At 64.0% G+C, this 26,621-nt stretch carries 22 protein-coding genes; 10 read left to right on the top strand and 12 right to left on the bottom strand.

The genetic code is table 11. The features are described from left to right. Window positions 1-6: 6 nt before the first annotated feature. Together ACR65N_RS09460 and ACR65N_RS09455 are read right to left on the bottom strand one after the other, a co-directional pair. Entirely contained in the window at window positions 7-2,079 is a 2,073-nt protein-coding gene (locus ACR65N_RS09460) for a GumC family protein (protein WP_440456765.1), read from the bottom strand. A 177-nt stretch (window positions 2,080-2,256) separates the two neighbouring features. Beyond that, complete coding sequence (locus ACR65N_RS09455) at window positions 2,257-4,128, bottom strand: serine aminopeptidase domain-containing protein (RefSeq protein WP_440456764.1); 1,872 nt, start codon at window positions 4,126-4,128, stop codon at window positions 2,257-2,259. 361 nt (window positions 4,129-4,489) lie between these two features. Between ACR65N_RS09455 and ACR65N_RS09450 the strand changes: the two genes are divergently transcribed. Then, on the top strand, window positions 4,490-5,911 hold the full coding sequence (locus ACR65N_RS09450; protein WP_440456763.1) for a phosphomannomutase: 1,422 nt from the start codon (window positions 4,490-4,492) through the stop codon (window positions 5,909-5,911). 28 nt (window positions 5,912-5,939) lie between these two features. Then, window positions 5,940-7,364 (top strand): mannose-1-phosphate guanylyltransferase/mannose-6-phosphate isomerase, encoded by a 1,425-nt coding sequence (locus tag ACR65N_RS09445; protein ID WP_440456762.1) that lies wholly within the window; start codon window positions 5,940-5,942, stop codon window positions 7,362-7,364. A gap of 75 nt (window positions 7,365-7,439) precedes the next feature. Here the strand turns inward: ACR65N_RS09445 and rfbA are convergent, their stop codons facing one another. The 4 genes from rfbA to rfbC are packed head-to-tail and all read right to left on the bottom strand — an operon-like array spanning window position 7,440 to window position 10,868. Further along, window positions 7,440-8,312, bottom strand: a complete 873-nt coding sequence (gene rfbA / locus ACR65N_RS09440) for a glucose-1-phosphate thymidylyltransferase RfbA (protein ID WP_440456761.1) — start codon at window positions 8,310-8,312, stop codon at window positions 7,440-7,442. A 10-nt stretch (window positions 8,313-8,322) separates the two neighbouring features. Continuing rightward, window positions 8,323-9,237, bottom strand: coding sequence for a dTDP-4-dehydrorhamnose reductase (rfbD, locus tag ACR65N_RS09435; protein ID WP_440456760.1), 915 nt, complete (start codon window positions 9,235-9,237; stop codon window positions 8,323-8,325). Continuing rightward, on the bottom strand, window positions 9,234-10,295 hold the full coding sequence (gene rfbB, locus ACR65N_RS09430) for a dTDP-glucose 4,6-dehydratase (RefSeq protein WP_440456759.1): 1,062 nt from the start codon (window positions 10,293-10,295) through the stop codon (window positions 9,234-9,236). The genes rfbD and rfbB overlap by 4 nt, the downstream gene beginning before the upstream one ends. 9 nt (window positions 10,296-10,304) lie before the next feature. Continuing rightward, window positions 10,305-10,868 carry a dTDP-4-dehydrorhamnose 3,5-epimerase gene (rfbC, locus tag ACR65N_RS09425; protein ID WP_440456758.1) on the bottom strand — a complete coding sequence of 188 codons (564 nt, stop codon included), beginning with the start codon at window positions 10,866-10,868 and terminating at the stop codon, window positions 10,305-10,307. Between the two features lie 722 nt (window positions 10,869-11,590). Here rfbC and kdpF point away from each other — a divergent pair. The 7 genes from kdpF to ACR65N_RS09390 all read left to right on the top strand — a co-directional run bounded on the left by kdpF (window position 11,591) and on the right by ACR65N_RS09390 (window position 20,933). After that, the gene (kdpF, locus tag ACR65N_RS09420; protein ID WP_430307294.1) at window positions 11,591-11,713 is read left to right on the top strand and encodes a K(+)-transporting ATPase subunit F; all 123 of its coding nucleotides are present in this window, start codon (window positions 11,591-11,593) and stop codon (window positions 11,711-11,713) included. Between the two features lie 18 nt (window positions 11,714-11,731). Next, window positions 11,732-13,441, top strand: a complete 1,710-nt coding sequence (kdpA, locus tag ACR65N_RS09415) for a potassium-transporting ATPase subunit KdpA (protein WP_440456757.1) — start codon at window positions 11,732-11,734, stop codon at window positions 13,439-13,441. Window positions 13,442-13,455: 14 nt separating this feature from the next. Further along, window positions 13,456-15,492 carry a potassium-transporting ATPase subunit KdpB gene (kdpB, locus tag ACR65N_RS09410; RefSeq protein ID WP_440456756.1) on the top strand — a complete coding sequence of 679 codons (2,037 nt, stop codon included), beginning with the start codon at window positions 13,456-13,458 and terminating at the stop codon, window positions 15,490-15,492. A gap of 2 nt (window positions 15,493-15,494) precedes the next feature. After that, window positions 15,495-16,058, top strand: coding sequence for a potassium-transporting ATPase subunit KdpC (gene kdpC / locus ACR65N_RS09405; protein ID WP_440456755.1), 564 nt, complete (start codon window positions 15,495-15,497; stop codon window positions 16,056-16,058). Between the two features lie 59 nt (window positions 16,059-16,117). Further along, window positions 16,118-18,811: an ATP-binding protein gene (locus ACR65N_RS09400; protein ID WP_440456754.1), complete on the top strand. Its 2,694-nt coding sequence runs from the start codon at window positions 16,118-16,120 to the stop codon at window positions 18,809-18,811. Further along, entirely contained in the window at window positions 18,808-19,500 is a 693-nt protein-coding gene (locus ACR65N_RS09395; RefSeq protein WP_430307357.1) for a response regulator, read from the top strand. Before ACR65N_RS09400 ends, ACR65N_RS09395 begins: the two co-directional genes overlap by 4 nt. Window positions 19,501-19,658: 158 nt before the next feature. Then, window positions 19,659-20,933, top strand: coding sequence for a diguanylate cyclase domain-containing protein (locus ACR65N_RS09390; protein ID WP_440456753.1), 1,275 nt, complete (start codon window positions 19,659-19,661; stop codon window positions 20,931-20,933). 46 nt (window positions 20,934-20,979) lie between these two features. Here the strand turns inward: ACR65N_RS09390 and ACR65N_RS09385 are convergent, their stop codons facing one another. Together ACR65N_RS09385 and ACR65N_RS09380 are read right to left on the bottom strand one after the other, a co-directional pair. Then, a complete protein-coding gene (locus ACR65N_RS09385) occupies window positions 20,980-21,150 on the bottom strand; it encodes a hypothetical protein (protein ID WP_440456752.1) in 171 nt (56 codons plus the stop codon). Between the two features lie 60 nt (window positions 21,151-21,210). Next, complete coding sequence (locus ACR65N_RS09380) at window positions 21,211-21,606, bottom strand: DUF1236 domain-containing protein (protein ID WP_430307288.1); 396 nt, start codon at window positions 21,604-21,606, stop codon at window positions 21,211-21,213. Window positions 21,607-21,868: 262 nt separating this feature from the next. On the opposite strand from ACR65N_RS09380, the gene ACR65N_RS09375 reads away from it, so the two are divergent. Next, window positions 21,869-22,480, top strand: a complete 612-nt coding sequence (locus ACR65N_RS09375) for a flavodoxin family protein (protein WP_440456751.1) — start codon at window positions 21,869-21,871, stop codon at window positions 22,478-22,480. A gap of 4 nt (window positions 22,481-22,484) precedes the next feature. Here ACR65N_RS09375 and ACR65N_RS09370 read toward each other — a convergent pair whose 3' ends face one another. The 4 genes from ACR65N_RS09370 to osmF all read right to left on the bottom strand — a co-directional run bounded on the left by ACR65N_RS09370 (window position 22,485) and on the right by osmF (window position 26,370). Then, window positions 22,485-23,231, bottom strand: a complete 747-nt coding sequence (locus ACR65N_RS09370) for an ABC transporter permease (protein WP_440456750.1) — start codon at window positions 23,229-23,231, stop codon at window positions 22,485-22,487. Further along, window positions 23,228-24,166 carry an ABC transporter ATP-binding protein gene (locus ACR65N_RS09365; protein ID WP_440456749.1) on the bottom strand — a complete coding sequence of 313 codons (939 nt, stop codon included), beginning with the start codon at window positions 24,164-24,166 and terminating at the stop codon, window positions 23,228-23,230. The genes ACR65N_RS09370 and ACR65N_RS09365 overlap by 4 nt, the downstream gene beginning before the upstream one ends. Further along, window positions 24,163-25,329 carry an ABC transporter permease gene (locus ACR65N_RS09360; RefSeq protein WP_495065919.1) on the bottom strand — a complete coding sequence of 389 codons (1,167 nt, stop codon included), beginning with the start codon at window positions 25,327-25,329 and terminating at the stop codon, window positions 24,163-24,165. Before ACR65N_RS09360 ends, ACR65N_RS09365 begins: the two co-directional genes overlap by 4 nt. A gap of 78 nt (window positions 25,330-25,407) precedes the next feature. Further along, the gene (osmF, locus tag ACR65N_RS09355) at window positions 25,408-26,370 is read right to left on the bottom strand and encodes a glycine betaine ABC transporter substrate-binding protein OsmF (RefSeq protein WP_440456748.1); all 963 of its coding nucleotides are present in this window, start codon (window positions 26,368-26,370) and stop codon (window positions 25,408-25,410) included. Window positions 26,371-26,621: the final 251 nt, after the last annotated feature.

Below are 26,621 nucleotides of genomic sequence, written 5' to 3'. Positions count from 1 at the left end.
GCCGCATCACGACCTGATCGAGCCGTCGACCAACAGGATACCCGTCAGCCTGTGGCCCATCAGGTCGGCCGCCTGCGCCAGGGCTTCGGCGTCTTTCAGGCTCGTCACATTCTTTTCCGCGACGAGCACTACGGCATCGACACTGGCAACGAGCGGCGCCGTCTTGAGGTTTTCAGATAGGATGCCGCCATCGATGACGACCAGGTCGAACATGCGGTGCGCCTGGCTCAGCATCTTGTGGGCATTGGCGCGGCTGTCGCTCTCCTTCAGCATCTTGCGGGCACCGCCGCGACGCATGTAGGCGATGTTCTGGCCGAAGTGGAAATGGATGGCATCTGTCATCGCGCAGTCGCCGGCAAGTACGTCGAGCAGGCCGCGGTCGGCGCGGCCGTCCTGGTCCATGTTGGCGTCGATGACGAGCACACGCTCTCCGCGGCTGGTGGCGTGGATGCCGAGCAGTCCGACGAGCCGCAGCCGCTCGGCCGTATCGCTTGCGCCGGAGGTTAGCAAAAGGCTCGGTGCAGTGCCGGCGGTCAGCGGCTGGAGATCGCCGCCTTCGAACAGGCGTCGCAGCGCAAGCCCGATCGCACCTTCGAGTTTGGGGCTGATCGCTTCCTCTTCATCCTCAGCACCACTACCGGCGCGTCTCCGCGGACTGTCGAAGCGACGGCGCCGCCTCCGGCCTTCGCCGGGGATGATGCCGATGACCGGCGCACCGAGCGCCGACTGGAGCTGCGACGGCGACAGCACGGTCGGCGAGACAAATTCCGCCATCAGAGCGAGGCCGGCGCCAAGGCCGAGACCGCCGAACATGGCGCCTGCCAGCAGCAACGGCACCGGCGGCCAGCTCTTCTTCTGGGCCGGCAGCGCCTCGGTAATGATGCGGGCATTGGTGTTGTTGATTGTCACCTGCTCGCGGGTTTCCTGTGCCCGGGTGAGGAAGGATTCGTAGATCGAACGGACGGAATCGAGATCCCGTTGCAGTTCGCTCAGGCGCACGGAGGCCTGCGACTTCGACGTCAGCTCGCCCTCGAGATCGCCAACCTTGCTCGACAGATCCTTCTCGTTGGCAAGTGCGCGCTGATAATCTGCAGACACCGACGCCGAGATGCGATCGAGCTCCCGGGAGATCAAACGCTGGATGTTGGCGAGCTGCGACTGGACCGCGATCATCGACGGATGGGACGCACCGAGCTGCGTTCGCAGGCTCGTCGCCCGCTCCTCGAGCGCCGCCTCCTGACTGCGCAGCTGGGTGATGACGGAGGATTGGATGGCCTCCGACGTGGCGCCGGAGGAGAGCCCCGTGTCGCGCTGCGAGCGGATCTGGTCCACCTGCGCCCGAAGCAGTGCGCTGCGCGCCCGGGCCGCCGTCAGCTGATTGTTGAGGTCGGTCATCTCCTGCTCGCTCACCAGCCGGCCGGAAGACATGACCAAATTGTTCTGCTGCCGGTAGGTCTCAACGGCGTTCGCGGACTTCTGCACCTGGTTGCGCAGTTCTTCCAGCCTTGAGACGAGCGCGTCGGATGCCTGTCCCGCCGCCTGCGATCTTGCCGACGCCTGGTCCTGCAGATAGGCGCCGGCGACCGCGTTGGCGAGCCGTGCTGCCTTGCGTGCATCGGTGGAGGTGACTGTGACGTCGATGACGAGCACCTTGTCGGCCCGCTTGACGGAGAGACGCCGGCGCAGGGCATCGATGGTCTTCACCATGGCCGCCTGCCCGTCCGTTGCCGTATCCCCGGAACCGAGGAGACGGCCAAGCAGGCCCTGGCGATTGAACTCGGGATCCTGCGTCAACTGTGTCGCCTCGACGGCGCGCATCAGCACGCCCGTCGACTGCACGACGCTCACCTGACTTTCAACCTGCGTGATCCCGCCGTCGGCAGCGACCGAGCTCTGGTAGAGATCGTTGCGGACAACCTGGAGATCGCGCGGATCGATGAGGATTTCGGCGGTCGAGGAAAACTGGGGTGCCGTCAGCATTCCGTAAAGGAGAGCGACAAGGGTCAGCAGCGCCGCGGTGCCGAGGATCAGCCAGCGGCGATGCAGGAGGATGCTCTTCAGATCGTTCAGCTCGACCATCGAACTCCGATCCGGCTCTTCCCGGACCAGAGGCGGCCTTGCCGCGATGTGAAAGCTGTTTGACATGAGAGACCCTACCACGCGTCGCGTTTGCGGCATCGATGCCCAGTATCGACGAGAGTTCTGAATATTTCATTGTGCCGCCGGGCAATCGTGTCGAAGCGGGACACCCTGCCGCTATTGCACTCTCGTCCGGATCCGCAGCGCCATCTCGCGAACCCGTTCCAGATAGACCGCACGTGCTGCTTGCGGGGTCAGGTTGTGGTCGGCATCTGGAATGAACTCGATCGCGACATTGGCGAACCGGTTCAACTGGATGCCGTCGTCGCCGAAATGGTACCGCAGGTGGTCCAGCCCGACATCGCCGCAGCTGTAGAGGAGCGAGACCTGGACGCGCCGTTCGCCCAGCGTTTCGAATGCTTCATAGACGGAGGCGCGCTCGGCCGAGCGCGTCAGCGACAGGCCGAACCTCGACGACATCTGGTATTCGAGCTTGCCGAAGACCGCCGCGGCGACGTTCCGGGCCGAGTTGCGGATGTCGATCTCACCGCGCAGGATGCGGCCGATCGCTGCGCCGCTTACCATCTTGCGCCAATAGGTATCGATGCTTTGCGGCATCGACCGGAGGTCATCCTGCAGCGGCTTCGTCTCGTCCCAGTGGAAGGCGTAAGGGTTGACTGCGACCACGCCCTCGATCCGCTTTTCCGCAAGTGCGCTACGGAACGCCAGATAGGCTCCGCTGCAGCGTCCGACGGCAACGGCCGGGAGCAGCGAGCGCGTTTCGAGAAAATCGAGGGCTTCCGTGACGTCCGCCTGCTGCTCGCGGGAATAGAGGACCTGCAAAGGAGCGCCCGTTGCCGCCGGACTGTCGGCGACGTTGGCGCAATCGAAGCGCAGCGAGGCGATGCCGGCCGCCGCCAGGCGCCGCGCCGTCAGCGCCGTCAGCCGCCCCCATCCGGAATGGCGATCGTAGGCAGAGCCGAGAAGGATGACGGTCGCGCCGCGGCGTTCGCCAACCGGCTCGCAGAGCACGCCGTACAGCCGATCCGCATCGCCGAAGCGCACGGGACGCTCAGAGAAGTCCGGGGACTGGAGAAGCGCCTTGGCAGGCGGATTGAAGGCCGAGGCGACGGCCGCCAGAGGCGCCATCGCCGGTGCCTTGTGCCGGTCGACCCAGTCCACCAGCGTCGCGATCACCTCCTGAGGAATGCGCGAGGTGGTCGGGCTTGCGATCAGCGCCTCGTAGCCGTCGAAGGTCCGTCGCTCGATATATCGCGCCTCGGCTTGCAGATGCTCGAACAGCGCATCGCCACCGATCTGTCCGGGCCGATCGAGCAGAAGATAGTCGACCGGCCGCGCCGGCGCTGCTGTCGAGAGTTTCAGCTTTCCGACGGCAGAGGCAATGCCGGCCGGCATGACGAGCCCGGCGATGGCAACGCTCCCGGCAGGAGCGCGATCGACATCCCTTAGTTTCAGACTGTCGTCGACCACCGTCGACCACAGTGCCAGTTCCCGCAGATAGGCGCGGCCGGAAACGACGGGCGCCAGCAGGGCGACGCCGTCGAGGTTGTCCATCCTGTGCGACACTTGAAGCGACAAGGCGGCGCCGAGGCTCTGGCCGATCAGGAGCACGCGCTGGTGCCCGAACGATCCCAGCAGACGCGCCGCATCCAGCAGTGCCTCATGCCAGGCACCGATCGCGGTCTCCTCTTCGGCAGGGTCCAGAGCGTCGCCCGTGCCGGGGTAATCAAAGCGCAGGCTTGCCACGCCGTGGAGCGCGAACCGATCGGCGAGGACGCGGAAGAACTTGCGCGTCGACAGTTCCTCCAATCCCCAGGGCGACGCAAACAGCACGGCGGTCGCCGATGGCGCGATAATACGGGCGGGCGGGGTGTAGAGGCCGACGGTACCGCCGAAGACGACGGGCTTTGCGGCCGACGGCTGGAAATCTGCCGCCGGGGCTGCATCCAGGCGTCCGGAAGGGCCGAGAGGCCGGGCCGAAACCATCCCATCCTGTTGGTGCGGGTTGCGCCGAGAAGCAAACCTCATGTCGTTCCAGAACCTGTCCCTGTTCGCCAAACTTTCACGCGGGCAAGAGCCGAGCACCTGCCTGTGGCGATACTGCAAGCCTCAGGCTAGCCGACAATCGTTAGGCGGGCCTTTCGCAGACCCTTAAAATGCGGGGGACAGGTGGTTTTGGGACAGGCTTGACTGCAGCATCAATGGTGAACCGAGCCCGGACGATGATCCTCGATCGGCCATCGAACAGGCGATGATGCTCGAATAAAGCCGCAGAATAGATGCCGGGACTGCCGCATATAAAAAGCATAATAGATTAAGTAAGTGTATTATATCTTGTATGATCTTTTGACTTTTCAGGAGCATCCCGCGGATCGATAAGGATAGCGTCATGAAATTCGGCACCAGCGGACTTCGCGGCCTCGTCACCGACCTGCAGGGACACACCTCGGCGCTCTACGCTACCGCTTTCGGCCGCTATCTACTCGATGCAGGCTTGGCGAAGCCGGGTGACCGAGTGTTCGTCGCCGGTGACTACCGGCCCTCGACGCCCGACATCGCGGCGACCTGCATGGGAGCCCTTGCACGGACGGGCCTGGTGCCAATCGATTGCGGGGCCATCCCAACGCCGGCACTTGCCTGTTACGCAATGGCTCGCGGCGCCGCCAGCCTGATGGTGACGGGATCGCACATCCCGGCCGACCGCAACGGCATAAAGTTCTATCGGCCGGACGGCGAGATCGACAAGCGGGATGAACAGCGGATCAACCAGATCGCTGCGGAACTGAGCGATGCTATCAGGGACCTCACACCGGGAGGCGGTTCGGACGAATCATCCGCGGCCATGGAGACCTTCCTCGCCCGTTACCGTACGATGCTGGGCAAGGATGGACTCTCTGGCCTGAGGATCGGCGTCTATCAGCACAGCAGCGTGGCGCGCGACGGCCTGGTCGACATCCTCTCAGGCTTCGGAGCGGATGTTATTGCGCTCGGGCGCTCCGATACGTTCATCCCGGTGGATACCGAGGCCGTCTCAGCCGATACCATCCAGTTGCTCGCCGGGTGGAGCGCCGAGCACCGGCTGGACGCCATCGTCTCGGCAGACGGTGACGGTGACCGGCCGCTCGTCGCAGACGAGAACGGCGCGCCACTGCGGGGCGACCTCCTCGGCCTGATCGCGGCGAAGTTTCTCGGCGCCTCGGTGGTCGTGACCCCGGTGACATCCAACTCCGGCATCGAAGCTTCCGGTACCTTCGAGGTCATCCGCACGAAGGTCGGATCGCCGTTCGTCATCGATGGAATGAACACGGCGACTGCCGCCGGGAAGTCGGCGATCATGGGTTTCGAAGCCAATGGCGGCGTTTTGACCGCCTCGTCGTTTCAGTCGGGCGGGACGACCCTCGGCGCGCTGCCAACCCGCGACAGCTTCCTGCCAATCCTCGCCTGTCTGGCGCTACCAAAATCCGAGGCGCGACCGCTCTCCGCCATCGCCTCCTCGTTCAACCTGCCTTTCGCTTCTGCAGACCGGCTGGAGAATTTTCCCGTCGATACGAGCGCAGCGTTCATGACGTTCCTGCGCGGCGGCGCGGACAATCTTGGCAGCTTCCTCCGTCCGTTGGGAGAGGTCCTGTCGACCAGCGACATCGACGGGTTGCGCGTCACGCTGTCGGGCGGACGGACCATTCATTTCCGCCCCTCCGGCAACGCACCGGAGATGCGCTGTTATGTGGAAGCGGCCGACGAGACCTCATCCGCCGCCCTTCTTCGGCAAGGTATGACGATGATCCAGCAGTGGGCCGCCAACCGGCATTGATGACACCTTTTCTTTCTTGGAGACGCTCGTGAGCCAGAAAATCATCCCCGTCATCATGGCCGGTGGAAAGGGAACGCGCCTGTGGCCTCTGTCACGCTCCAGCGCGCCCAAGCAGTTCATCAAGGTGGTGGACGACAAGACGCTGTTCCAGGAAACGCTCGAACGCGTTGCCGACCCGGCCCTCTACGAGGCGGCGGTGGTCATCACCAACCAGGACTTCCGCTTCCTCGTCGCCGAACAGGCCCGGGAAGTGGGTGCAGCTCTCTCGGGCATCCTCCTGGAGCCGGTAGCGCGCAACACCGCGGCCGCCATCGCAGCGGCTGCGTTCTTCCTCAGCGACCGCTTCGGCGAGGACGCGGTTCTGCAACTGCTTGCGTCCGACCACGAAATCGACGCCGGCGAGGAATACCGGCGCTCGATCCGGATCGCCCGCGAAACGGCCCTGACCGGCAAGATCGTCACTTTCGGCATCACGCCGACGGAGCCGGCCACCGGCTACGGATACATCGAGGGCGGCGAAACGCTTACCTCGGGCGCCCGCGCGGTAAAGCGCTTCGTGGAAAAGCCGCCGCTTGCGAAGGCCGAGGAAATGCTCCGCGACGGCGGCTTCTACTGGAATTCCGGCATCTTCATGTGCCGCTGCGACCTGCTGCTGAGCGAAATGCTGGAATTCGCACCGGAAGTTCATGCCGCGGCCAAGGGTGCTGTGGAACACGCCACCCTCGATCTGGATTTCGCCCGCCTCGACCTCGACTGCTTCGGCAAGAGCCCCGATATCTCCATCGACTACGCGATCATGGAGAAGACGGAGAAGGCAGCGGTCGTGCCGTCCACCTTCCCGTGGTCCGATCTCGGCAGCTGGGATGCGGTCTGGAAAGTCGGCGAGCAGGACGATGCCGGCAATGTCGTCATCGGCAATGCCACCATCATCAACTCCTCCAATTCCCTGGTCCTGTCGAGGTCCGTGCACCTGGCAGTCCAAGGCTTGAGCGACGTCGCCGTCATCGCCAGCGAGGACGCGGTCTATGTCGGCCGGCTGGAAGACAGCCAGGAGGTCGGCAAGCTGGTCAAGCGTCTCGCCGCCGATCCATCGACGGCAGATCTGACGGAAACCCATCCAACTTCCTATCGCCCGTGGGGTGGGTACACGTCGCTTCTCTCGGGCGACCGGTTCCAGGTGAAGCGTCTCTTCGTGCTGCCTGGCAAGAAGCTCTCGCTGCAGCGCCACTATCACCGCTCGGAACACTGGGTCTGCGTCAGGGGCGTGGCGGAAGTAACGATCGGCGATACGGTGACGTTCCTGCGCGAGAACGAGTCGCTCTACATCCCGCAGGGCGAGATCCACCGGCTGTTCAATCCCGGCAAGATCCTGCTCGAGATGGTGGAGGTCCAGACTGGCTCCTACCTGGCGGAAGACGATATCGTTCGCGTGGCCGACGAGTTCGGCCGCTAGGTCTCGGCGTGGAGGATGTGAGCCCGACCTCGTAGGTCGGGCTGTGCATGTGCAAAGGCCCGCGCCCGCTGATTGTCAGCCTCGCCCAAGAACCTTGTTCAGCAGGTAGGATCCATAGGCGCTCTTCCCATATGCCTTGCCCAGGTTTTCCAATTGCTGGGCGTCGATAAAGCCCTCTCGATAGGCGATCTCTTCAGGGCAGGAAATCTTGAAGCCCTGCCGGCGCTCAAGCGTCGCCACGAATTCTGACGCATCCAGGAGGCTGTCCGGCGTGCCGGTATCCAGCCAGGCGTAGCCGCGCCCCATCTGTTCGACCGAAAGCTTGCCGCGTTCCAGATAGATCCTGTTGACATCGGTGATTTCCAGCTCGCCACGCGCCGACGGTGTGAGGCCGGCGGCGATCTCGATGACGTCGCTGTCGTAGAAATAAAGCCCGGTGACAGCCCAGTTCGATTTAGGGTTGGCGGGCTTTTCCTCGATCGACACCGCCTTCATCGTTTCGTCGAAGTCGACGACGCCATATCGTGACGGGTCACTGACATGATAGGCGAACACGGTTGCACCACTCTCGCGACTCATGGCGCTGCGAAAGAGGTCGTTGATGCCGTGGCCGTAGAAGATGTTGTCGCCGAGGACGAGGCAGGAGGGGCTCGAGCCGACGAAGTCGGCGCCGATGACATAGGCTTGCGCCAGCCCATCCGGCGACGGCTGCTCGGCGTAGGAGAGGGAAATTCCCCACTTCGATCCGTCTCCCAGCAGTGCCTGGAAGTTGGGCAGGTCGGCGGGAGTCGAGATGATCAGGATGTCGCGGATGCCTGCCAGCATTAGCGTCGACAAGGGATAGTAGATCATCGGCTTGTCGTAGATCGGCATCAGTTGCTTCGACGTCACCAGCGTCATCGGATGCAGGCGCGTGCCGCTGCCCCCGGCCAGGATGATCCCCTTCATGCGCTCCCCCTCAACTCGCTGACGAATTGCCTTGATACCGCAGCAGCCGTTCGACCACCTCCGCGGTCGATTGCCGCCAGTCCGGCAGGCGGATGCCGTGCGCGCTCTGCAGCCGGCTGCAGTCGAGCCTGGAATTGGCGGGCCGGCGGGCCGGCGTCGGATAGGCGCTCGACGGGATCCGGTCGACTTTTGCCGACGGACCGCCGGACGCTGCCGAGACCCTGAATATCTCCTCGGCGAAATCGGCCCAGCTTGCCTCGCCGGCGCCCGCCATATGGAAGACGCCCCGCAGGGACGCATCGTTGCTTTCCAGAAGATTGGCGGCGACGGCCAGCACACAGTCGGCGATATCCAGCGCAGACGTGGGATTGCCGACCTGATCGGCGACCACGTTGAGCCTGTCTCGCGTGGCGGCGACGCCTATCATGGTCTTGACGAAATTGCGCCCGAACGGACTGTAGACCCAGGCGGTGCGCAGGATCACGACGTTGTCCGAGCTTGCCAGGATACGACGTTCACCTTCCAACTTGGTGCGCCCGTAGACGCCAAGCGGCGCGACCGGGTCGGACTCGAGGTAAGGCGCCTGCTTGCTGCCATCGAACACGTAGTCTGTCGACAGGTGAATGAGCGGAATGCCACGCGCCGATGCTATGCCGGCAAGAGCAGCCGGACCATCGGCATTGACGGCCTTGGCTTGCCCCTCCTCGGTTTCCGCCTGGTCGACCGCCGTGTAGGCGGCGGCCGACACGATGAGATCGAGCTCGACGCGTGAAATGGCGGCCTCAAGGCTCTCCGGCTGCGCGAGATCCAGCATCGGACGACCGGACGCGATGATTTCGATGTTTTCGTCGACTTTGCCACGTTCGACCAGCGACTGAACCACCTGTCCCTTGCTGCCGGTGACCAGATAGCGTCTGCGGCTCATGGCGTCGCTCCAGCCAGCGTCAGGCCGAGACGTTCGCCCGCGTAGCCTTTTCGCAGGGGCGCCCACCACCATTCGTTATCCAGGTACCAGCGCACGGTTTTCTCGATGCCCGCATCGAAGTCGTGGGTGGCCTTCCAGCCGAGTTCGGTCTCAAGCTTGGTGGCGTCGATCGCATAGCGCGCATCGTGTCCCGGACGGTCGGTGACGTAGCGGATCAGGCTCTCGTGCGGACGGTTCACCGGACGCAGGTGGTCCATCAGCCCGCAGATGCTCCGGACCACGTCGATGTTGCGCCGTTCGTTGCGCCCGCCGACATTGTAGGTCTCGCCGATGCGGCCCCGCTCGGCAATGATATCGAGCGCACGGGCATGATCCTCGACGTAGAGCCAGTCGCGGATGTTGTCGCCGCTCCCGTAGACGGGCAGCGGGTTGCCATGCAGGGCGTTGAGGATCACCAGAGGAATGAGCTTTTCAGGGAAATGATAAGGACCGTAGTTGTTCGAGCAGTTCGAAACGACCACCGGCATGCCATAGGTGCGCGCCCAGGCCTTGGCGAGATGGTCGGAAGCAGCCTTTGATGCCGAATAGGGTGAGCTTGGATCGTAGGGTGTTGTCTCGCTGAACAGGCCGTGGTCGTCCAGGGAGCCATAGACCTCGTCGGTGGAGACATGCAGGAAGCGGAAAGCGTCCCTCGCCGCGCCGGTGAGCGTCTGCCAGTAGGCACGCGCGCATTCCAGCATGGTAAAGGTGCCGATGACGTTCGTCTCGACGAACTCTCTCGCCCCCGTAATCGACCGATCAACATGGCTTTCCGCTGCCAGATGCATCACGCGGTCGGGCCGGAAGCTTTCGAACGCCTCGCTCACTGACCGCCCGTCGCAGATGTCCGCCTGAAGGAAGCGGTAGCCGCTATTGCCATCGACAGCCTTCAGCGACGATAGCGTTCCGGCATAGGTCAGCTTGTCGATGTTGAGAACTTCATAGCGCTTGTCGAGCACCAGATGGCGGACGACAGCAGATCCGATGAAGCCGGCGCCGCCGGTCACGAGTACGCGCATGGCCCCTCCTCATTCTCCGTAGGTGAACAAGACCGGCAGATCGGCAAGCTGCGGCTGATGCTTGTCCTTCTCCGACAGGATTACCGACCGGGCCTCCACCGGCCAGTCGATGCCGATCGCCGGGTCGTCCCATGACAGTCCTCGATCATGTTCAAAGCTGTAATAGTCCGTCACCTTATAGCTGACGATCGTGTCTGGCATCAGGGTGCAGAACCCGTGCGCGAAGCCGGGCGGCAGCCATAGCTGGTGCCCATTGTCACCCGTCAGTTCCGTCGCGACATGCTGCCCGTAAGTCGGCGATCCGTGACGGATGTCGACAGCGACATCCAGAAGCGCGCCCGCAACACAGGAAACCAGTTTGCCCTGCGCCTTCGGCGGCATTTGAAAATGCAGTCCCCGGACGGTTCCGACTTCGGCTGAGAGAGATTGATTGTCTTGCACGAAGTGGACAGGGCCGGCCTCGAGCTGAAACAGGTTCTCGCGAAACGTTTCCATGAAATAGCCACGGCCGTCGCCGAGCTTCTTCGGCCTGACGAGCAAGATGTCTGCTATCTTCAACCTGTCGATCTGCATGGTCATCCCGGGGTGAGCAAAGTGGAGGCGCACTGGAACAGGTGCGGTTCGTCGTGCTGCACATTAACACGGCGCACGTCGATTGGCCGGGGTTTCCCCTAAAGCAACGCGGCTATCTGTCGACATGGTAAACTAGCGAGATGTCCCGCCCCCCGGGCGATGACGCTCGGCGCGCTGCCCAGCAGCATCAAACTGATGCAGATTATAGGGCGCCATCGGAGGCGAGGACCCTTGCGCAATTCTGACTAATGATCGCATAAATTATGATCATCTGCATATTAATTGACCCTGACGCTCTTGCAGTCACTTGGCATGTGTGGAACACTCCAGATCGCGAGAAGCAGATGGATTTATCTTCTGCTATTTGAACCCGGCCCTTGTGGTCGGGTTCTTTTTTCCCGAACGGGCGCATTCAATGTTGCCGGGGCACGATCTCCAGTAATCCTCACTAAACTTGCCGCTGATCGGTCTATACGCAAAGCACCGCGACGGATGTCTTGTCTTCCAGGCCTGGCGATTCCTCGCCCGCGACCCAGGCCGCGGTTCGCGCACACGGTGCGCCAAGCTCCCTTTATCTTTTCCTTGCATCCCGGTGCTGCCTTCGGCATCGAAACCTGACCTGCTTCAGGCCTACTTCTCCGCCATCACAACTGGAGAAATGATGATGCCCGACTTCATCTTCCTGGCAATTGGCTGCGGCACGCTTGTCGTGCTGGCCGCCTATGCCCGCGCCCTCGACCGGCTCTGAGGCGATCGGCATGTTCGAACCGCTTCTCGGCCTCGCCGTTGCCGTCGCACTCGGCGGCTATCTCGTCTTCACCCTCATCCGCCCAGAACGCTTCTGAGCCCCGGGAGAATATCCAATGACCATCATCGGGTGGCTGCAGATCAGCCTCCTTTTCGTCGCGGTGCTCCTCGTCGTGAAGCCTCTCGGGCTTTACATGGCGCGAGTGTTCGGTGGCGAACGCACCTTCCTGTCGCCGCTGCTCGCTCCCGTCGAGCGCGGCCTTTACCGCGCATCGGGCATCGATCCCGCCAGGGAGCAGAGCTGGCTTGGCTACACGATGGCAATGCTGACCTTCTCGCTGGTCGGCGTCGCCTCGCTCTATGCCATCCTGCGCCTCCAGGCATTTCTGCCGCTCAACCCGCAAGGGTTCGCGGCAGTCCCCGCGGATCTCGCCTTCAACACCGCCGTCTCGTTCGTCACCAATACCAACTGGCAGAATTATGCCGGCGAGGCGACGATGAGCCACTTCAGCCAGATGGCCGGCCTGACGGTGCATAACTTCCTGTCTGCGGCCACCGGCATGGCGCTCGCTGTCGCCTTCACCCGCGCGCTTGCCCGCTCGAAGGTTTCGACGCTCGGCAATTTCTGGGTCGACATGACGCGTGCGACGCTGTTCGTGCTGCTGCCGCTGGCGGTGGTGGTGACGATCGCCTTCGTCGCCATGGGCCTGCCGCAGACGCTTGACGCTTCGGTTACAGCAACGACGCTCGAAGGCGCCCAGCAGGTCATCTCGCTTGGCCCCGTTGCCTCGCAGGAAGCCATCAAGCAGCTCGGCACCAATGGCGGCGGCTTCTTCAACGTCAACGCCGCCCACCCGTTCGAAAACCCGACGGCCTGGTCGAACTATCTCAACATGTTCGCCATGCTGTCGGTCTCGGCAGCGATGGCATACACCTTCGGCCAGATGGTCGGCAACCGCCGCCAGGGCTGGGCTCTGCTTGCGGCAATGAGCCTGCTGCTGGTCGGCGGCGTCGCGGTCACCTACTGGGCCGAAGCCGGCGGCAACACGATCCTGACAGCCATTGGCGTCGATCCTGCCATGGGCAATATGGAAGGCAAGGAAGTCCGCTTCGGCCAGGCGATGACCGCACTCTACGCGGCGGTCACCACCGGCCTCTCGGATGGCGGTGTCAACGGCATGCACGGCTCTTTCACCGGCATCGGCGGACTTGCACCGATGTTCCTGATCCAGCTCGGCGAGGTTCTGCCGGGCGGCGTCGGGTCCGGCCTCTACGGAATGCTGGTCTTCAGTCTTCTGGCGGTGTTCGTCGCCGGTCTGATGGTCGGACGGACGCCGGAATTCCTCGGCAAGAAGATCGAGGGCCGCGAGATGAAGTTCGCCATGCTGGCGGTGCTCATCCTGCCGCTGGTGATCCTCGGTTTCACCGCCGTCTCCGCCCTGCTGCCCGTCGCGGTGGCAAGCGTCGGAACCGCGGGTCCGCACGGGCTGTCGGAAATCCTCTACGCCTACACCTCGGCTGCCGGCAACAACGGCTCGGCGTTTGGCGGGCTTACCGGCAACACCCTCTGGTACAACACGACGCTCGGCATCGCGATGCTGCTCGGCCGCTTCGGCTATGTCGTTCCGGTGATGGCGATTGCCGGCTCTCTGGCCGCCAAGATCAAGGTACCGAACTCTTCGGGGACCTTCCCCACCGACGGACCGCTCTTCGTCGGGCTGCTGATCGGCATCATCCTCATTCTCGGCGGCCTGCAGTTCTTCCCGGCGCTCGCCCTTGGCCCGATCGTCGAGCACCTTGCCATGCTCGCCGGCCAGACCTTCTGAAGGAATACGCAATCATGTCCAAGGACCATCAGGCCCAAAGCCTGCTCGACCCCTCGATCCTGCTGCCGGCGGCACGTGATGCCGTGCTGAAGCTCGACCCGCGCCAGTTGCTGCGCAACCCGGTCATCTTCGTCACCGAAGCGGTGGCGGCGGTGGTTTCCATCCTTTTCCTGCGCGACCTTGCCGTCAATCCGGCAGAAGCAGCGTTCTCCGGCCAGATCGCTGCCTGGCTGTGGTTCACGGTGCTGTTCGCCACCTTCGCCGAAGCCGTCGCCGAAGGGCGCGGCCGAGCGCAGGCCGACAGCCTCAAGAAGACGAAGTCCGAACTCGTCGCGCGACGGCAAATTGCCGGCGGCAGGATTGAGACCGTTCCCGCCAGCAGCCTCAAGATCGGCGACATCGTGCTGGTAGCAGCAGGCGAGCTCATTCCCGGCGACGGCGAAGTCGTCGAGGGTGTGGCCTCCGTCAACGAGAGCGCCATCACCGGCGAATCTGCCCCTGTCATCCGCGAATCCGGCGGCGACCGCTCTGCGGTGACCGGCGGGACGCAGGTACTGTCCGATGAAATCCGGGTAAAGATCACCGTGGCGCCGGGGTCGAGCTTCGTCGACCGGATGATCGCGCTGATCGAAGGCGCCCAGCGACAGAAGACACCCAACGAGATCGCTCTGTCGATCCTGCTGTCGGGTCTGACGCTGATCTTCCTGTTCGTCTCCGTGGCCATCTGGGGATTGGCCGGCTACTCCGGCACGATCCTGTCGGTCACGGTTCTGGCCGCGCTGCTGGTGACGCTCATCCCGACGACGATCGGCGGCCTGCTGTCGGCGATCGGCATTGCCGGTATGGACCGGCTGGTGCGCTTCAACGTCATCGCCACCTCAGGCCGTGCCGTCGAGGCGGCCGGCGACGTCGACACGCTGCTGCTCGACAAGACCGGCACGATCACCTTCGGCAACCGCATGGCAAGTGACTTCATCCCCGCTCCAGGTGCCTCGGCAGCGGAACTCGCCGAGGCCGCTCTTCTGGCAAGCCTTGCCGACGAAACGCCCGAGGGTCGCTCGGTGGTCGCCCTTGCCACGGGCGAGTTCTCGCTCCCCATGCCGGATGCGCGTTATGACGCAGTCATCGCATTCACCGCAGAAACCCGCCTGTCGGGCATCGACAAGGACGGTCGCCGCCTGCGCAAGGGTGCCGTCGATGCGGTGCTGAAATTTGCGGGCATGACCGAGCAGGATGCGCCGCAGGAGTTTCGCCGCGCCGTCGACATGGTTGCCCGCAGCGGCGGCACGCCGCTGGCCGTTGCCGATGGCGACCGCCTGCTCGGCGTCATCCACCTCAAGGATGTGGTGAAGCCCGGCATCAAGGAGCGTTTTGCCGAACTGCGCGCCATGGGGATCCGCACCGTCATGGTCACCGGCGACAATCCGGTGACGGCGGCAGCGATCGCCTCGGAAGCCGGCGTCGACGATTTCCTCGCCCAGGCGACACCGGAGGACAAGCTCGCCTATATCCGCCGCGAGCAGCAGGGTGGGCGGTTGATCGCCATGTGCGGCGACGGCACGAACGACGCTCCGGCGCTCGCCCAGGCCGATGTCGGCGTCGCCATGCAGACGGGCACTCAGGCCGCCCGCGAAGCCGCCAACATGGTGGACCTTGATTCCAGCCCGACAAAGCTGATCGAGATCGTCGAGATCGGCAAGCAGTTGCTGATGACGCGCGGATCGCTGACGACCTTCTCGATCGCCAACGACGTCGCCAAATACTTCGCCATCATCCCGGCGCTGTTCGTCGCGACCTACCCGGCACTGGCCGCCCTCAACGTCATGCAACTTGCCTCGCCGCAATCAGCAATCCTGTCGGCGGTCATCTTCAACGCGCTGATCATCGTCGCCCTCATTCCGCTGGCGCTACGCGGCGTGTCCTACCGTCCGTCCGGCGCCGCAGCCCTGCTTCGCCGCAACCTCCTCGTCTATGGCCTCGGAGGTCTCCTTCTGCCGTTCGCCGGCATCAAGGTGATCGATCTGGCCGTCAGCGCCCTCCATTTGGTGTGATCATGCTCAACCAACTCAGACCCGCCCTCGTCCTCACCGCCGCCATGACAATCGTCACAGGCCTCGCCTACCCGTTTGCCATGACCGGCATCGCCGGAACGCTGATGCCTGCCCAGGCAAGCGGCAGCCTGGTCGAGAAGGACGGGACGGTCATCGGCTCCAGCCTCATCGGCCAGAACTTTGCCTCCGACCGCTACTTCTGGCCGCGTCCATCCGCCACCAGTCCCGACCCCTACAGCGCCAATGCCTCTTCCGGCTCCAACCTCGGCACGACTTCGGCCAAGCTGCGCGACCGCGTCGCAGCCGACGTCGCCAAGCTCAAGACCGCCGGATCCCCCGCGTCCGTCCCGGGCGACGCCGTCACTACATCGGGCTCGGGCCTCGACCCGCATATCTCGCCCGACTACGCCCGGATGCAGATCGCACGGGTGGCCGGCGCACGAGGCTTAACGCCCTCCGCTATCGAGGAGCTTCTGGCTCGTCAAACGCAGGGGCGTGATCTCGGTTTCGTCGGCGAACCACGTGTTAACGTGCTGCAGCTCAATATGGCGCTCGACAGTCTTTAGACTCGAGCGCACCGCGGCTGTAAGACTAAGCCAGAACGCAGCCAGATGTGAGGACGGGAATGGCGCAGGACGATCGCGCGGATCATCGCAGGCCTGACCCCGATGCGCTGCTTGCCCTTGCGGATCAGGGCCGCCGAGGAAAGCTGACAGTGTTTCTCGGCGCCGCCCCCGGCGTCGGCAAGACCTATGCGATGTTGTCGCGCGCCAGGCGGCTGAAGGCCGACGGCATCGATGTCGTCGTCGGCCTCGTCGAAACGCACGGCCGCAGCGAGACCGCCGGGCTGCTCGACGGCCTGGAGGTTCTGCCGCGCATGCGCGTCGCCCATCGCGGCCGGATGATGGACGAGTTCGACCTCGATGCGGCGCTCGCGCGCAAGCCGCATATCCTGATCGTCGACGAACTCGCCCATTCCAACCCGGACGGCAACCGGCATCCGAAACGGCACCAGGATATCGAGGGACTGATCGACGCCGGGATCAACGTCTGGACGGCGCTCAATATCCAGCACCTCGAAAGCCTGGCGGACCTCGTCGCCCAGATCACCGGCGTCACAGTGCGCGAGCGGGTTCCGGATATCGTGCTGAAGCGCGCCGACGAGGTCCTGCTGGTCGACCTTCCACCGACCGAACTCATCGAACGGCTCAAGGAGGGCAAGGTCTACCTGCCCGAGAGCGCGAGCCGGGCAGCCGATCGGTTTTTCCGGCTCGGCAACCTGACGGCCCTGCGCGAACTGGCGTTGCGCCGCACGGCGGACCGCGTCGACGACCAGATGGTCGACTACCTGCGGCAGAACGCCATCGAAGGACCGTGGGCGACCGGCGAGCGGCTGATCGTCTGCGTCGGGCCCGATGAGGTTTCGGAAAAGGTGGTGCGCGTCGCAAGCCGCCTCGCATCCGGCCTCAACGCCCCCTGGATCGTCGTCTGTGTCGAGCGGGCCGACCGCGAGGTGGACAGCCGAGGCAGCCTACAGCGCATCGACGAGATCTTCCGTCTGGCCGAACAGTTGGGTGCTGAGACTCGGCGGATCATCGGCACCGATTTCGTCGAGGAAATCCTCCGGCTGGCGCGCCGGGAGCATGCCACACAGATCGTCATCGGCGCCAAGCGACGGCGCAAGTGGGCGCGTCTCCTGTCGCCGTCGCTTCCGGAAGAGATCACCCGTCGCGCCGGCGGACTGGGCATTCACCTGGTGACACCGGACCGGCGGGAAAAGCCGATCCGAAAGTCCCCGCACCCGCGCCTCGCAATCTCTGACCTCTGGAGACCGGCTGCCAGCGCCATCGCCCTGGTGGCGACGACCACGTTCGTCGGCACGACGATCGACAGGTTCGTCCATCTGCCTAACATCTCTCTGCTGTTTTTGCTGGCAGTTCTCGGGTCGGCGATGCTGTCCGGCTACATCTCGGCACTTGTCGCCGTCGTCCTCTCGGCTATGTGCTACAACTTCTTCTTCATCGCGCCATTCCACACCTTCACCATCGCCGCCCCGCACGAGGTGTTTGCGCTGTTCGTGTTCTTCGCGGTCGCGGTGATCGCCGGCGGCTTTGCATCGCGCATCCGCGAACAGGCAGATGCTGCCCGCCTTCGGGCGACGGCGCTGCAGTCGCTGCACGATTTTTCCCGCAAGTTGTCGGGCACGGACAAGCCGGAGCAAGCGATCTGGGCCGCCGTTTCGCAACTGCAGGCAAGCCTGAGGCGCAATGTCGTGATGCTCCTGCCGGAACGTGACGACCTGCGCATCGCCGCCGCCTGGCCGCCCGATACGGAACTCGACATTGCCGACGTGACGGCCGCACGCTGGGCGTTCGACAAGCAGGAGCCGGCCGGACGCGGCACCGGCACGCTTCCCAACAGCCGCTTCGAATTCCGTCCGCTCGCCGGCCCGCATGGCTCGCTTGCTGTGTGCGGCATAGAGCAGACGGAGGCTCGGCTCGACATCACGGCCGAACGCGCCCTGTCGGCCATCCTCGACCAGACGACCATCGCCATCGACCGCGCGCTGCTTGCCGAGAAGAACCTCGGACAGGCGGCACGGATCGAGGGCGAGCGCTATCGCGAGGCGCTACTGTCGTCGATCTCGCACGATCTCAAGACGCCGCTCGCGACGATCACTGGTGCCGTCACCAGCCTGCGCGAACTCGGCGAACGGATGACGGCGGAGAGCCGCGACGACCTGCTCCAGTCGATCGAGGAGGAAGGCGGCAGGCTCAGCCGCTTCGTCGCCAACCTGCTCGACATGACGCGCATCGAAGCCGGTACGCTGAAGCCGAAGCGCGACTGGCTGGATGTTGCCGACGTCGTGCAGTCGGCCGTCGAGCGGGCGAGAAAGTATTTTCCGGGGCATGTCATCCAGACAGGACTGGCAAGCGGCCTGCCGCTGATCGAGGGCGACAGCGTGCTGCTGGGCCAGGTGCTGTTCAATCTCCTCGATAACGCCGTCAAATACGGCGGCAGCGAACCGGTGAATGTCTATGCACGGCTGGAAAACGGCGCCGTCGTCATCTCGGTCACCGACCTCGGCCGCGGCATTCCGGCGGATGATCTCGACCGGGTCTTCGAAAAGTTCTATCGAAGAGGCCGGTCCGACGGACGCGCGCCGGGCACCGGCCTCGGGCTGTCGATCGCGCGCGGCTTCGTCGAGGCCATGGGAGGCCGCATTCATGCCGAGAGCCCCGCTGTCCGCAAGAAAGGAACCCGCGTCGTGATGCGTTTCCCCGTCGAGACGCCGAAAATCGGCGGAGAGGTTGCCTGATGCTGGGTCGCATACTGGTCGTCGACGACGAACCGCAGATCCAGCGTTTCCTGAAGCCGGCGCTGGCGGCTGCCGGCTACGAAGTGGTGGAGGCGGCAACCGGTGCCGAGGCCATCAAGGCAGTCGCGACATCCGCACCGGATCTCGTCATTCTCGATCTCGGCCTGCCCGACATGGACGGCAAGGATGTCATCGCCAGCCTGCGCGGCTGGTCCGACATCCCGATCGTCATCCTCTCGGCGCGCGACCGCGAAAGCGAGAAAATCGCAGCCCTCGACCTTGGTGCCGACGACTACGTGGAGAAACCGTTCGGCATCGGCGAATTGACCGCCCGGGTCCGCACTGCCCTGCGCCACCGCGGCAAGACCGAGGCACTGCCGGCAATGATCACCAGCGACGGGCTGGTGATCGACACGCTGCGTCGCCTAGTCTCGCGCGGCGAGGAGCGCATCCGCCTGACGCCGAAGGAATACGATCTGCTGACCCTGCTGGCGCGTCATGCCGGGAGGGTCGTGACCCACAAGACGCTGCTCACCTCCGTCTGGGGACCTGCGCACGGCGACGACCTGCATTACCTTCGGGTATTCATCGGCCAGTTGCGGCAGAAGATCGAACGCGACCCGACGAACCCGGCCATCGTGCGCACCGAGCCCGGCGTCGGCTACCGGCTGAACGCCGATCAGGAATAGCATCAAGCCTATCGACAAGCATCTTCTAAAGTTCCATTATGCGACCTCGATCGAGAGATGAAGACAGGCCGGAACCCTGGGAAGCACCCGACCGTTTTGTTCTAACCTCGTCATCGGGACGACCCGTCGTGTCGAGCGCAGGAACCAGAGCTGAACGGATGAATACGAGCTTTCGAGAAACAATTTCGCTGGAGGAGCGTCTGGCGCTCTTCGACTATGCCTTCGACAACGCGCCGATCGGCATCGCGATTGTCGATACGCAGGGCCGGATCCTGCGCGGCAACGCGAGCTTCAGCCGCATGGTCGGGCTGTCGGAGAGCGAGGTCTATCTGAAGCCCTTCCGTGACTTCACGCATCCGGATGACGTCGACGCCGATCTGACGCTCTTTTCCGAGGTGATGGACGGTCTCCGAGACGGCTACACGATGGAAAAGCGCTACATCCGGCCGGATGGCGAGATCGTTCACGCGCGCCTCAACGTCGTCGCGATGCGCGACAAGGCCGGCAAGGTCACCCGCTTCCTGTCGCAGATCGAAGATGTCAGCGAACAGAAACGAGTCGAACTGGAACTTGTCGAGCGGGCGGCGCAGTTGGAGCTGGCAATCACCGCGCTTCGCGGCGGCTTCTGGCACATGGATCTCGCAACGCACGTGTTCGAAACGTCGCACCGGCTGTCGCAGTTCATCACCGGTGTCGACGCCAAAAGCCTCGATCTCGATCAATATCTTGAAAGGGTGCTGCCCGAGGACATACTGGCCACCGATCTTACGCCGCTTATCTCCGGTGAGGTCGATCACTCGGTCGTCGAATATCGGCTGATCACCGAGAGCGGCGAGCGGTGGATGCGCTGCGACCGCCGTTTGCTGCGTGACAGCGCCGGAAAGCCGCTGCGCGTCGTCGGAGTGGCGATCGACATGACCGAGGAACGCCGTCGCCTCGAAAACATGCAGCAGAACGCCGAGACGGATGCCTTGACCGGGCTTCTCAACCGCCGCGGCCTGCGCAGTTCCTACCAGCAGATGCAGTCGACCGACGGATTCGGCCTTCTGGTCGTCGACCTTGATGGCTTCAAGCAGATCAACGACCGGCATGGTCATCCGGCAGGCGATGCCGTGCTTGTCGAGGTCGCCCGCCGATTGTCCAGCCTCGTCCGCAACGACGACGCCGTCTGCCGCACCGGCGGCGACGAATTCATCCTGATCATCCCGGGATCGGCAACGGTGGCGGAAGAAATCGCCGCCCGTGTCGTCGAGGGCGTTCGCCCGCCGATCGCCATCGGCACCGGCGAGGTCAGCGTCAACGTGTCAATCGGCGGAACTTGGAGCCCGGACAAGACGGGTGATGTCGAGGGACTGATCGGGCTTGCCGACAAGCAGCTCTACGCCGCCAAGGCGGCGGGCAAGGACACCTGGCGCATCATCGGTGCCGAATGAATGAGCGTTAGCAAGGCTGGTCCTGCAGCTAGCGGACGCGGCGAAATCAGCCGGCGCGATCGGCATTTGCCGCCGATGTCACGTAAACGCGCGAGTGGGAGTTGGCTCCAGGATCCTGCACCAGATACAGCGCGACTGCGACGGCTGCCATGATCACCATCAGGGTCGTGAGAAGAAACCCGTAGCCGTCGCTTTTGCGATCCTGGTCTGCATACATCTCCCGGGCCTCCTTTAAGAACGGATAGGACGCAGCGAGCCTGCGTCCTATCCGACAGCGTCAGTTGATGACCTGAACAACCTTGCGCGACGAAGGTTCGACGATGACGCGCTGATCGTTGACGACTGCGTAGCCATAGCTCGGGTTTTCCGGAACCGGCGTGACAACGACGGCGGTAGGCAGCGGCTGGCCGACGGAGACGCGTTCCTGAACGATCACACGTTCGGTCGGCATTGGCGCTTCGCGAACATAGGTGACGACCTGCTGCGGCGGCGGATCGATGGCGGTCCCGGCGACGGCGCCGATCACGCCACCCACGGCAGCACCAACCGGTCCGCCGACGATCGCGCCGGTTACCGCGCCGCCCGCGGCGCCATTAACGGTCGACTGCTGAGCCTGGGCAGCACCGGCGACAAGCGCACAAGCGCCTGCAAGAATGATGAGATGCTTTTTCACGGTACAAATCCTTTCTTGGTTCGACGCTGTCACGTCGTGCGTGATGAACGGCAAAAGCCAAAAAGCGTTCCCGCAAAACCGCGCATTTTGCGCCGGACGCGACCCTTTGTTCGCATGATCGGTCGTGGACGCAACCCGTTTCGCGCGAGGGTCTCGAAGCGTGTGTCGAACCGGCGCGAGGGCCAGCAAAGTCCCGCCGCGACTGCCGGAACAACAGCATTCGGTGCTGGTTACGAGCCAGAACAGCAGAAGGAGCCCGATCATGCCATTGAAGGCCATCGCCTTTAACGCGACGCTCAAGAGCACTGGAGACACGCCGTCCTCGACCGACCGCATGCTGTCACTGATTGCTGCGGAAATGGCAAAGGAGGGCGTGCTGACGGAGACGATCCGATTGGCGGACCACGACATCAAGCCCGGGGTCAGTTCCGACGAAGGTCCGGGCGATGCATGGCCGCAGTTGCGGCAGAAGCTGCTCGACGCCGACATCCTGATCTTCGGGACGCCGATCTGGCTCGGCCAGCCTTCCAGTATCGCCAAGCGGGCGCTGGAGCGGATGGATGCCTTCCTGTCGGAACTCGACGATCAGGACCGGATGGTCAGCTATGGACGGGTCGCAGCCGTCGCCGTCGTGGGCAACGAAGACGGTGCCCATCACGTCTCGGCGCAGCTTTACCAGGCGTTGAACGACGTCGGCTTCACGCTGGCGCCGAATGCCATTGCCTACTGGGTCGGGCAGGCGATGGAGAGCACCAACTTCGTCGATCTTCCCGAAGTGCCCGATGCAGTCACCAGTACGGTGAAGATGCTGGCGCGAAATACCGTGCACCTGGCGAAGCTTCTCAAGGAAAACCCGCTCCCCAGCCTTAAGTGATCGCTCAACGGCGATCGTCGCGCTGGCGCCAGAGCAGCCGCTCGACCATCATCAGCCCGGTGGAGACGAGCAGCGCCAGCGCCGCAACGAGGATCCCGCCCTGCAGGATGAAGGCGTAGTTATAGGTCTGCAGGCCGGCGATGATGACCTCGCCGAGCGTCTTGGCGGCCACCGTCGATCCGATGGTGGCCGTCGCCACACCGATCACCGCCGACAGCCGCACGCCGGCAGCAATCAGCGGCGCGGCAAGCGGCAGTTCCACCTGCACCAGCCGTTGCCAGCCTGTCATTCCCGAGCCACGGGCTGCTTCAATCACAGCACGCGGCGGATGGCTGAGCGCCGTCAGCGCGTTTTCGAACACCGGCAGCAGACCGTAAAGAATGAGGGCGATCAGCGTCGGTTTCTCGCCGAAGCCGAACACGGGAACGGCGATCGCCAACACTGCCACCGGCGGAAAGGTCTGTCCGATCGACACGATGCTGCGCGACAGCGGCAGGAATTCGGCGCCGAACGGGCGCGTCACCAGCAACGCCATCGATACCGCGACAAGCGTGGCGATAAGCGTCGCGACAAGCACCGTCCCGAGATGTGCCACCGTCAGCCACAGAAGACTGTCCTGATTGTAGATCGCCGGGGCGTTGGGAGGAGCAAGCGGCGCCAGCACCGGCTCAAAGCTGTTCGGCGACAGCAGGAAGGCGATCAGCAGAACCGCGACGCCGCCGCGCAGCAGCCTTGGAACCCACTGCCTCATCGCTCCGCCGCCGCATGCTGGAGGAGGCTTTTCAACGTGACGCGGCCAAGCGGCGCGCCCTCCTCCGAGACCACCGGCAACGCATCGCGTCGCGACCAGATGAGCTCGGCAAGCGCATCCTGCTGGGTGCTTCCGGCGCCGATAGCCGCGCCTTCGGCTTCACCGGCCTCCACCACATCCGCGACCTTGCTGATTGCCAGCAGGCGGAACGGCCGCTGGCCGTCTCCGACCATCGTGCCTACGAAATCACTCGCCGGATGGCGGACAAGATCGACGGGCCTGGCGTACTGGATCAGCCGACCCTGGTCCATGACGGCGATCATGTCGGCAAGACGAAAAGCCTCGTCCATGTCGTGCGTCACCAGCACGATCGTCGTCTTCAGATGCTTCTGGATGGCAACGAGATCGTCCTGCGCCTTGGCGCGGATGACCGGATCGAGCGCGCCGAAGGGCTCGTCCATCAAGAGCACGTTCGGCTCGGCCGCAAGCGCCCGCGCCACCCCGACCCGCTGCTGCTGGCCGCCGGAAAGTTCGTGCGGGTAGCGCCCGGCGAACACGCCCGGCTCGAGCTGGAAGAGCGTCAGCAGTTCCTCGACCTTGTCCTTGATCCGGGCGGTGTCCCAGCCGAGCAGCCGCGGCACGGTCGCGATGTTCTCCGCTACCGTCCGGTGCGGAAACAGGCCGTGTCCCTGGATCGCGTAGCCTATCCGACGGCGCAGCACGTATCCCGGGATAGAGCGATTGTCTTCGCCGTCGAGCCGGATCGAGCCGGCGCTCGGCTCCACCAGCCGGTTGATCATCCGCAGCAGCGTCGTCTTGCCGGAACCGGATGTCCCGACCACGGCGGCGATGCTGCGCGGCGCGATGGTCATCGAGACGTCGTCGACGGCCGGCAGCGGCCCATAAAGCTTCGAGACCGCATCAATTTCGATCATGCTCGGACGCCCTGTTCTGGAATGCGCGAGACCGTGTCAACAATGGCATTCATGATGGTCGCTGCAGCGAAGGCAAGTGCGACGGTCGGCAGTGCGCCGAGCAGCACGAGGTCGACCGCCATCTGACCCAGCCCCTGGAAGACGAATACGCCGAAACCGCCACCGCCGATCAGTGCGGCGATGGTGGCCATGCCGATATTCTGCACGAGAACGATCCGAACGGCGGTGAGGATCACCGGCAGCGCCAGCGGGATCTCCACCTGCAGGAGCAGTTCCGACCGGCTCAACCCGATACCGCGCGCTGCGTCACGCGTTTCGGCTGGAATGCCGGCGAGCCCCGCTACCGTGTTGGCGACGACCGGCAGCAGTGAGTAGAGGAACAGCGCGAAGAAGGCCGGCGCCGCACCGATACCGGCGATTCCGATCGCCGACGCGCCGGGAATGTTGGCGGCGATCCAGGCAAAGGGGGCGATCAGCAAGCCGAAGAGCGCCATGGAGGGGATTGTCTGGATGACGTTGAGGAGATCCAGTATGCCCTTTCGCAGCGGCGGCACGCGGTGACAGAGAAGGCCGAGGGGAAAGCCGACGACAGCTGCCGCAACCAGAGAGCCGATCGCCAGGGAGACGTGGCGCGTTGCTTCGCCCCAGAAGCTGTCGGCGCGCGAGGCGTATTCCTTCATCACCGACAATCCGTCGAGGTCACCGCTGAGTTTCAGACCTGCGAACGCGGCAACCGCCAGCCCGAGAAGAACAAGCCGCAGCAGCGGGGACGGACGCAGTCTCGCAAGCGCGTCGATCGTCATCAGCGAGAAGGCAAACAGCAGGAGCCAGAATCCGGATGCGGGTGAGACGCGCGCATAGGTGTTTCCAGCAGCCGCGAGAAAATCCGCCGCCTGACCGATGGCCATGAAGAGGGTCAGCAGGGCCGCGAGCCCCGCAGCCAGTTTAAGCCATGCCGCAGTGCGAAGAACAGCGATCAGCGCGGCAGCGGCAAGCAGCACCGACACGAGAACCAGCGCCTGCGCAGGCAGCGCTTCGGAAAGCGCCCGCGCCTGCCCCTGGACGATCCGGTTCGGCTTGAGCGTCGCGAACGGCGCCCACGCCATGCCGTAGATCACCAGCAGGGTGAGAAACGCACCAAGCTTGTCCGGTGTAAGCCTCAACCCGCCCTTCCCCCTGCGGTTTCAGGGTCCGGGCCGGCGCCTACGACAGGAAGCCGGCTCGGACCCTAACAGCACACGTTACTTCAGCAGACCGTTCTTGGTCAGGAAATCCTGGGCCACGGCCTTTGCCGGTTCGCCGCCCAGCTGGACCCGGCCGTTCAGATCCTGCAGCGTCTTCAGGTCGAGCTTCTCGAACACCGGCTTCAGCAGCGCTTCGATCTCCGGATGCTCCTTCAGCACCGCTTCACGGATCACCGGCGCCGGCTGATAGACCGGCTGGACGCCCTTGTCGTCTTCCATGACGAGGAGGCCCGACGGCGCGATGCCCCCATCGGTACCGTAGACCATGGCGGCGTTGGCGCCGTTCGTCTGGTTGGCCGCAGCGGCGATGGTCGCAGCCGTATCGCCGCCGGAGAGCGTGATCAACTGGTCGGGCTTGAGTGCAAAAGCATAGGTGGTCTGGAAGGCTGGCAGCGCTGCTGCCGAATTGACGAATTCGGACGAGGCAGCAAGCACCACCTTGCCGCCGCCCGCGACATACTTGCCGAAGTCCGACAGGGTCTTCAGGCTGTTCTTGTCAGCAATGTCCTGGCGCACGGCGATTGCCCAGGTGTTGTTGGCGGTGGAGGGCGACAGCCAGACAAGCTTGTTCGCCTCGTAGTCCATCTTCTTGACGCCCTCATACGCCTGAGCGGCATTCTTCCAGGCGGGATCTTCCGGCTTGTTGAAGAAGAACGCGCCATTGCCGGTGTATTCCGGGTAGATATCGATTTCGCCGGCAATGATTGCCTTGCGGACGACGGGCGTCGCGCCGAGCTGGATCTTGTCGGTGGTCTGGATCTTGTTGGCGTTGAGCACGGCGACGATGATGTTGCCGAGCACGCTGCCTTCCGTGTCGATCTTCGACGACACGACCACCTGGGCCTGTGCCTGGGCGGCGGCGAATGGAGCAACAACGCAGGCCACAGCAAGGATCTTTTTAAAGGATAGCACTGTTTTTCTCCATCTGTCCTGAGCGGGTTTGATCGATTCCGGAAGCATAAGTGACGGTGATGTAGGGCGCTTCCGGCACAAGACGAGTTCCCGTCAAAGGATTCTCTGCGTGCGCATTGGGATAGGCAATAGGTTGCTCGCAAACCCCTGCCGGAACCACCATCTATGAAGTACCGCACGGGTCTCGCTCTTCTGCTCCGCCCGGCGCGCACAAAGCCTTTGATTCTCGCGCCGCGATAGGATTTCATCCGCCAAACCGGTCCGCAGTCTCCTTTGTCACCATGGCAAGGGACAGGAAC

This window comes from Rhizobium sp. SAFR-030, from assembly GCF_059415005.1.
This window is presented reverse-complemented; position numbering and strand designations above follow the sequence as displayed.

Bases quoted from the DNA above. Each gene is read 5' to 3' on its own strand.
- ACR65N_RS09460 (WP_440456765.1), bottom strand. From the start codon at position 2,079: ATGGTCGAGCTGAACGATCTGAAGAGCATCCTCCTGCATCGCCGCTGG.
- ACR65N_RS09455 (WP_440456764.1), bottom strand. From the start codon at position 4,128: ATGAGGTTTGCTTCTCGGCGCAACCCGCACCAACAGGATGGGATGGTT.
- ACR65N_RS09450 (WP_440456763.1), top strand. From the start codon at position 4,490: ATGAAATTCGGCACCAGCGGACTTCGCGGCCTCGTCACCGACCTGCAG.
- rfbA (WP_440456761.1), bottom strand. From the start codon at position 8,312: ATGAAGGGGATCATCCTGGCCGGGGGCAGCGGCACGCGCCTGCATCCG.
- rfbD (WP_440456760.1), bottom strand. From the start codon at position 9,237: ATGAGCCGCAGACGCTATCTGGTCACCGGCAGCAAGGGACAGGTGGTT.
- rfbB (WP_440456759.1), bottom strand. From the start codon at position 10,295: ATGCGCGTACTCGTGACCGGCGGCGCCGGCTTCATCGGATCTGCTGTC.
- rfbC (WP_440456758.1), bottom strand. From the start codon at position 10,868: ATGCAGATCGACAGGTTGAAGATAGCAGACATCTTGCTCGTCAGGCCG.
- kdpF (WP_430307294.1), top strand. From the start codon at position 11,591: ATGCCCGCGCCCTCGACCGGCTCTGAGGCGATCGGCATGTTCGAACCG.
- kdpA (WP_440456757.1), top strand. From the start codon at position 11,732: ATGACCATCATCGGGTGGCTGCAGATCAGCCTCCTTTTCGTCGCGGTG.
- kdpB (WP_440456756.1), top strand. From the start codon at position 13,456: ATGTCCAAGGACCATCAGGCCCAAAGCCTGCTCGACCCCTCGATCCTG.
- kdpC (WP_440456755.1), top strand. From the start codon at position 15,495: ATGCTCAACCAACTCAGACCCGCCCTCGTCCTCACCGCCGCCATGACA.
- ACR65N_RS09400 (WP_440456754.1), top strand. From the start codon at position 16,118: ATGGCGCAGGACGATCGCGCGGATCATCGCAGGCCTGACCCCGATGCG.
- ACR65N_RS09390 (WP_440456753.1), top strand. From the start codon at position 19,659: ATGAATACGAGCTTTCGAGAAACAATTTCGCTGGAGGAGCGTCTGGCG.
- ACR65N_RS09385 (WP_440456752.1), bottom strand. From the start codon at position 21,150: ATGTATGCAGACCAGGATCGCAAAAGCGACGGCTACGGGTTTCTTCTC.
- ACR65N_RS09375 (WP_440456751.1), top strand. From the start codon at position 21,869: ATGCCATTGAAGGCCATCGCCTTTAACGCGACGCTCAAGAGCACTGGA.
- ACR65N_RS09370 (WP_440456750.1), bottom strand. From the start codon at position 23,231: ATGAGGCAGTGGGTTCCAAGGCTGCTGCGCGGCGGCGTCGCGGTTCTG.
- ACR65N_RS09365 (WP_440456749.1), bottom strand. From the start codon at position 24,166: ATGATCGAAATTGATGCGGTCTCGAAGCTTTATGGGCCGCTGCCGGCC.
- osmF (WP_440456748.1), bottom strand. From the start codon at position 26,370: ATGCTTCCGGAATCGATCAAACCCGCTCAGGACAGATGGAGAAAAACA.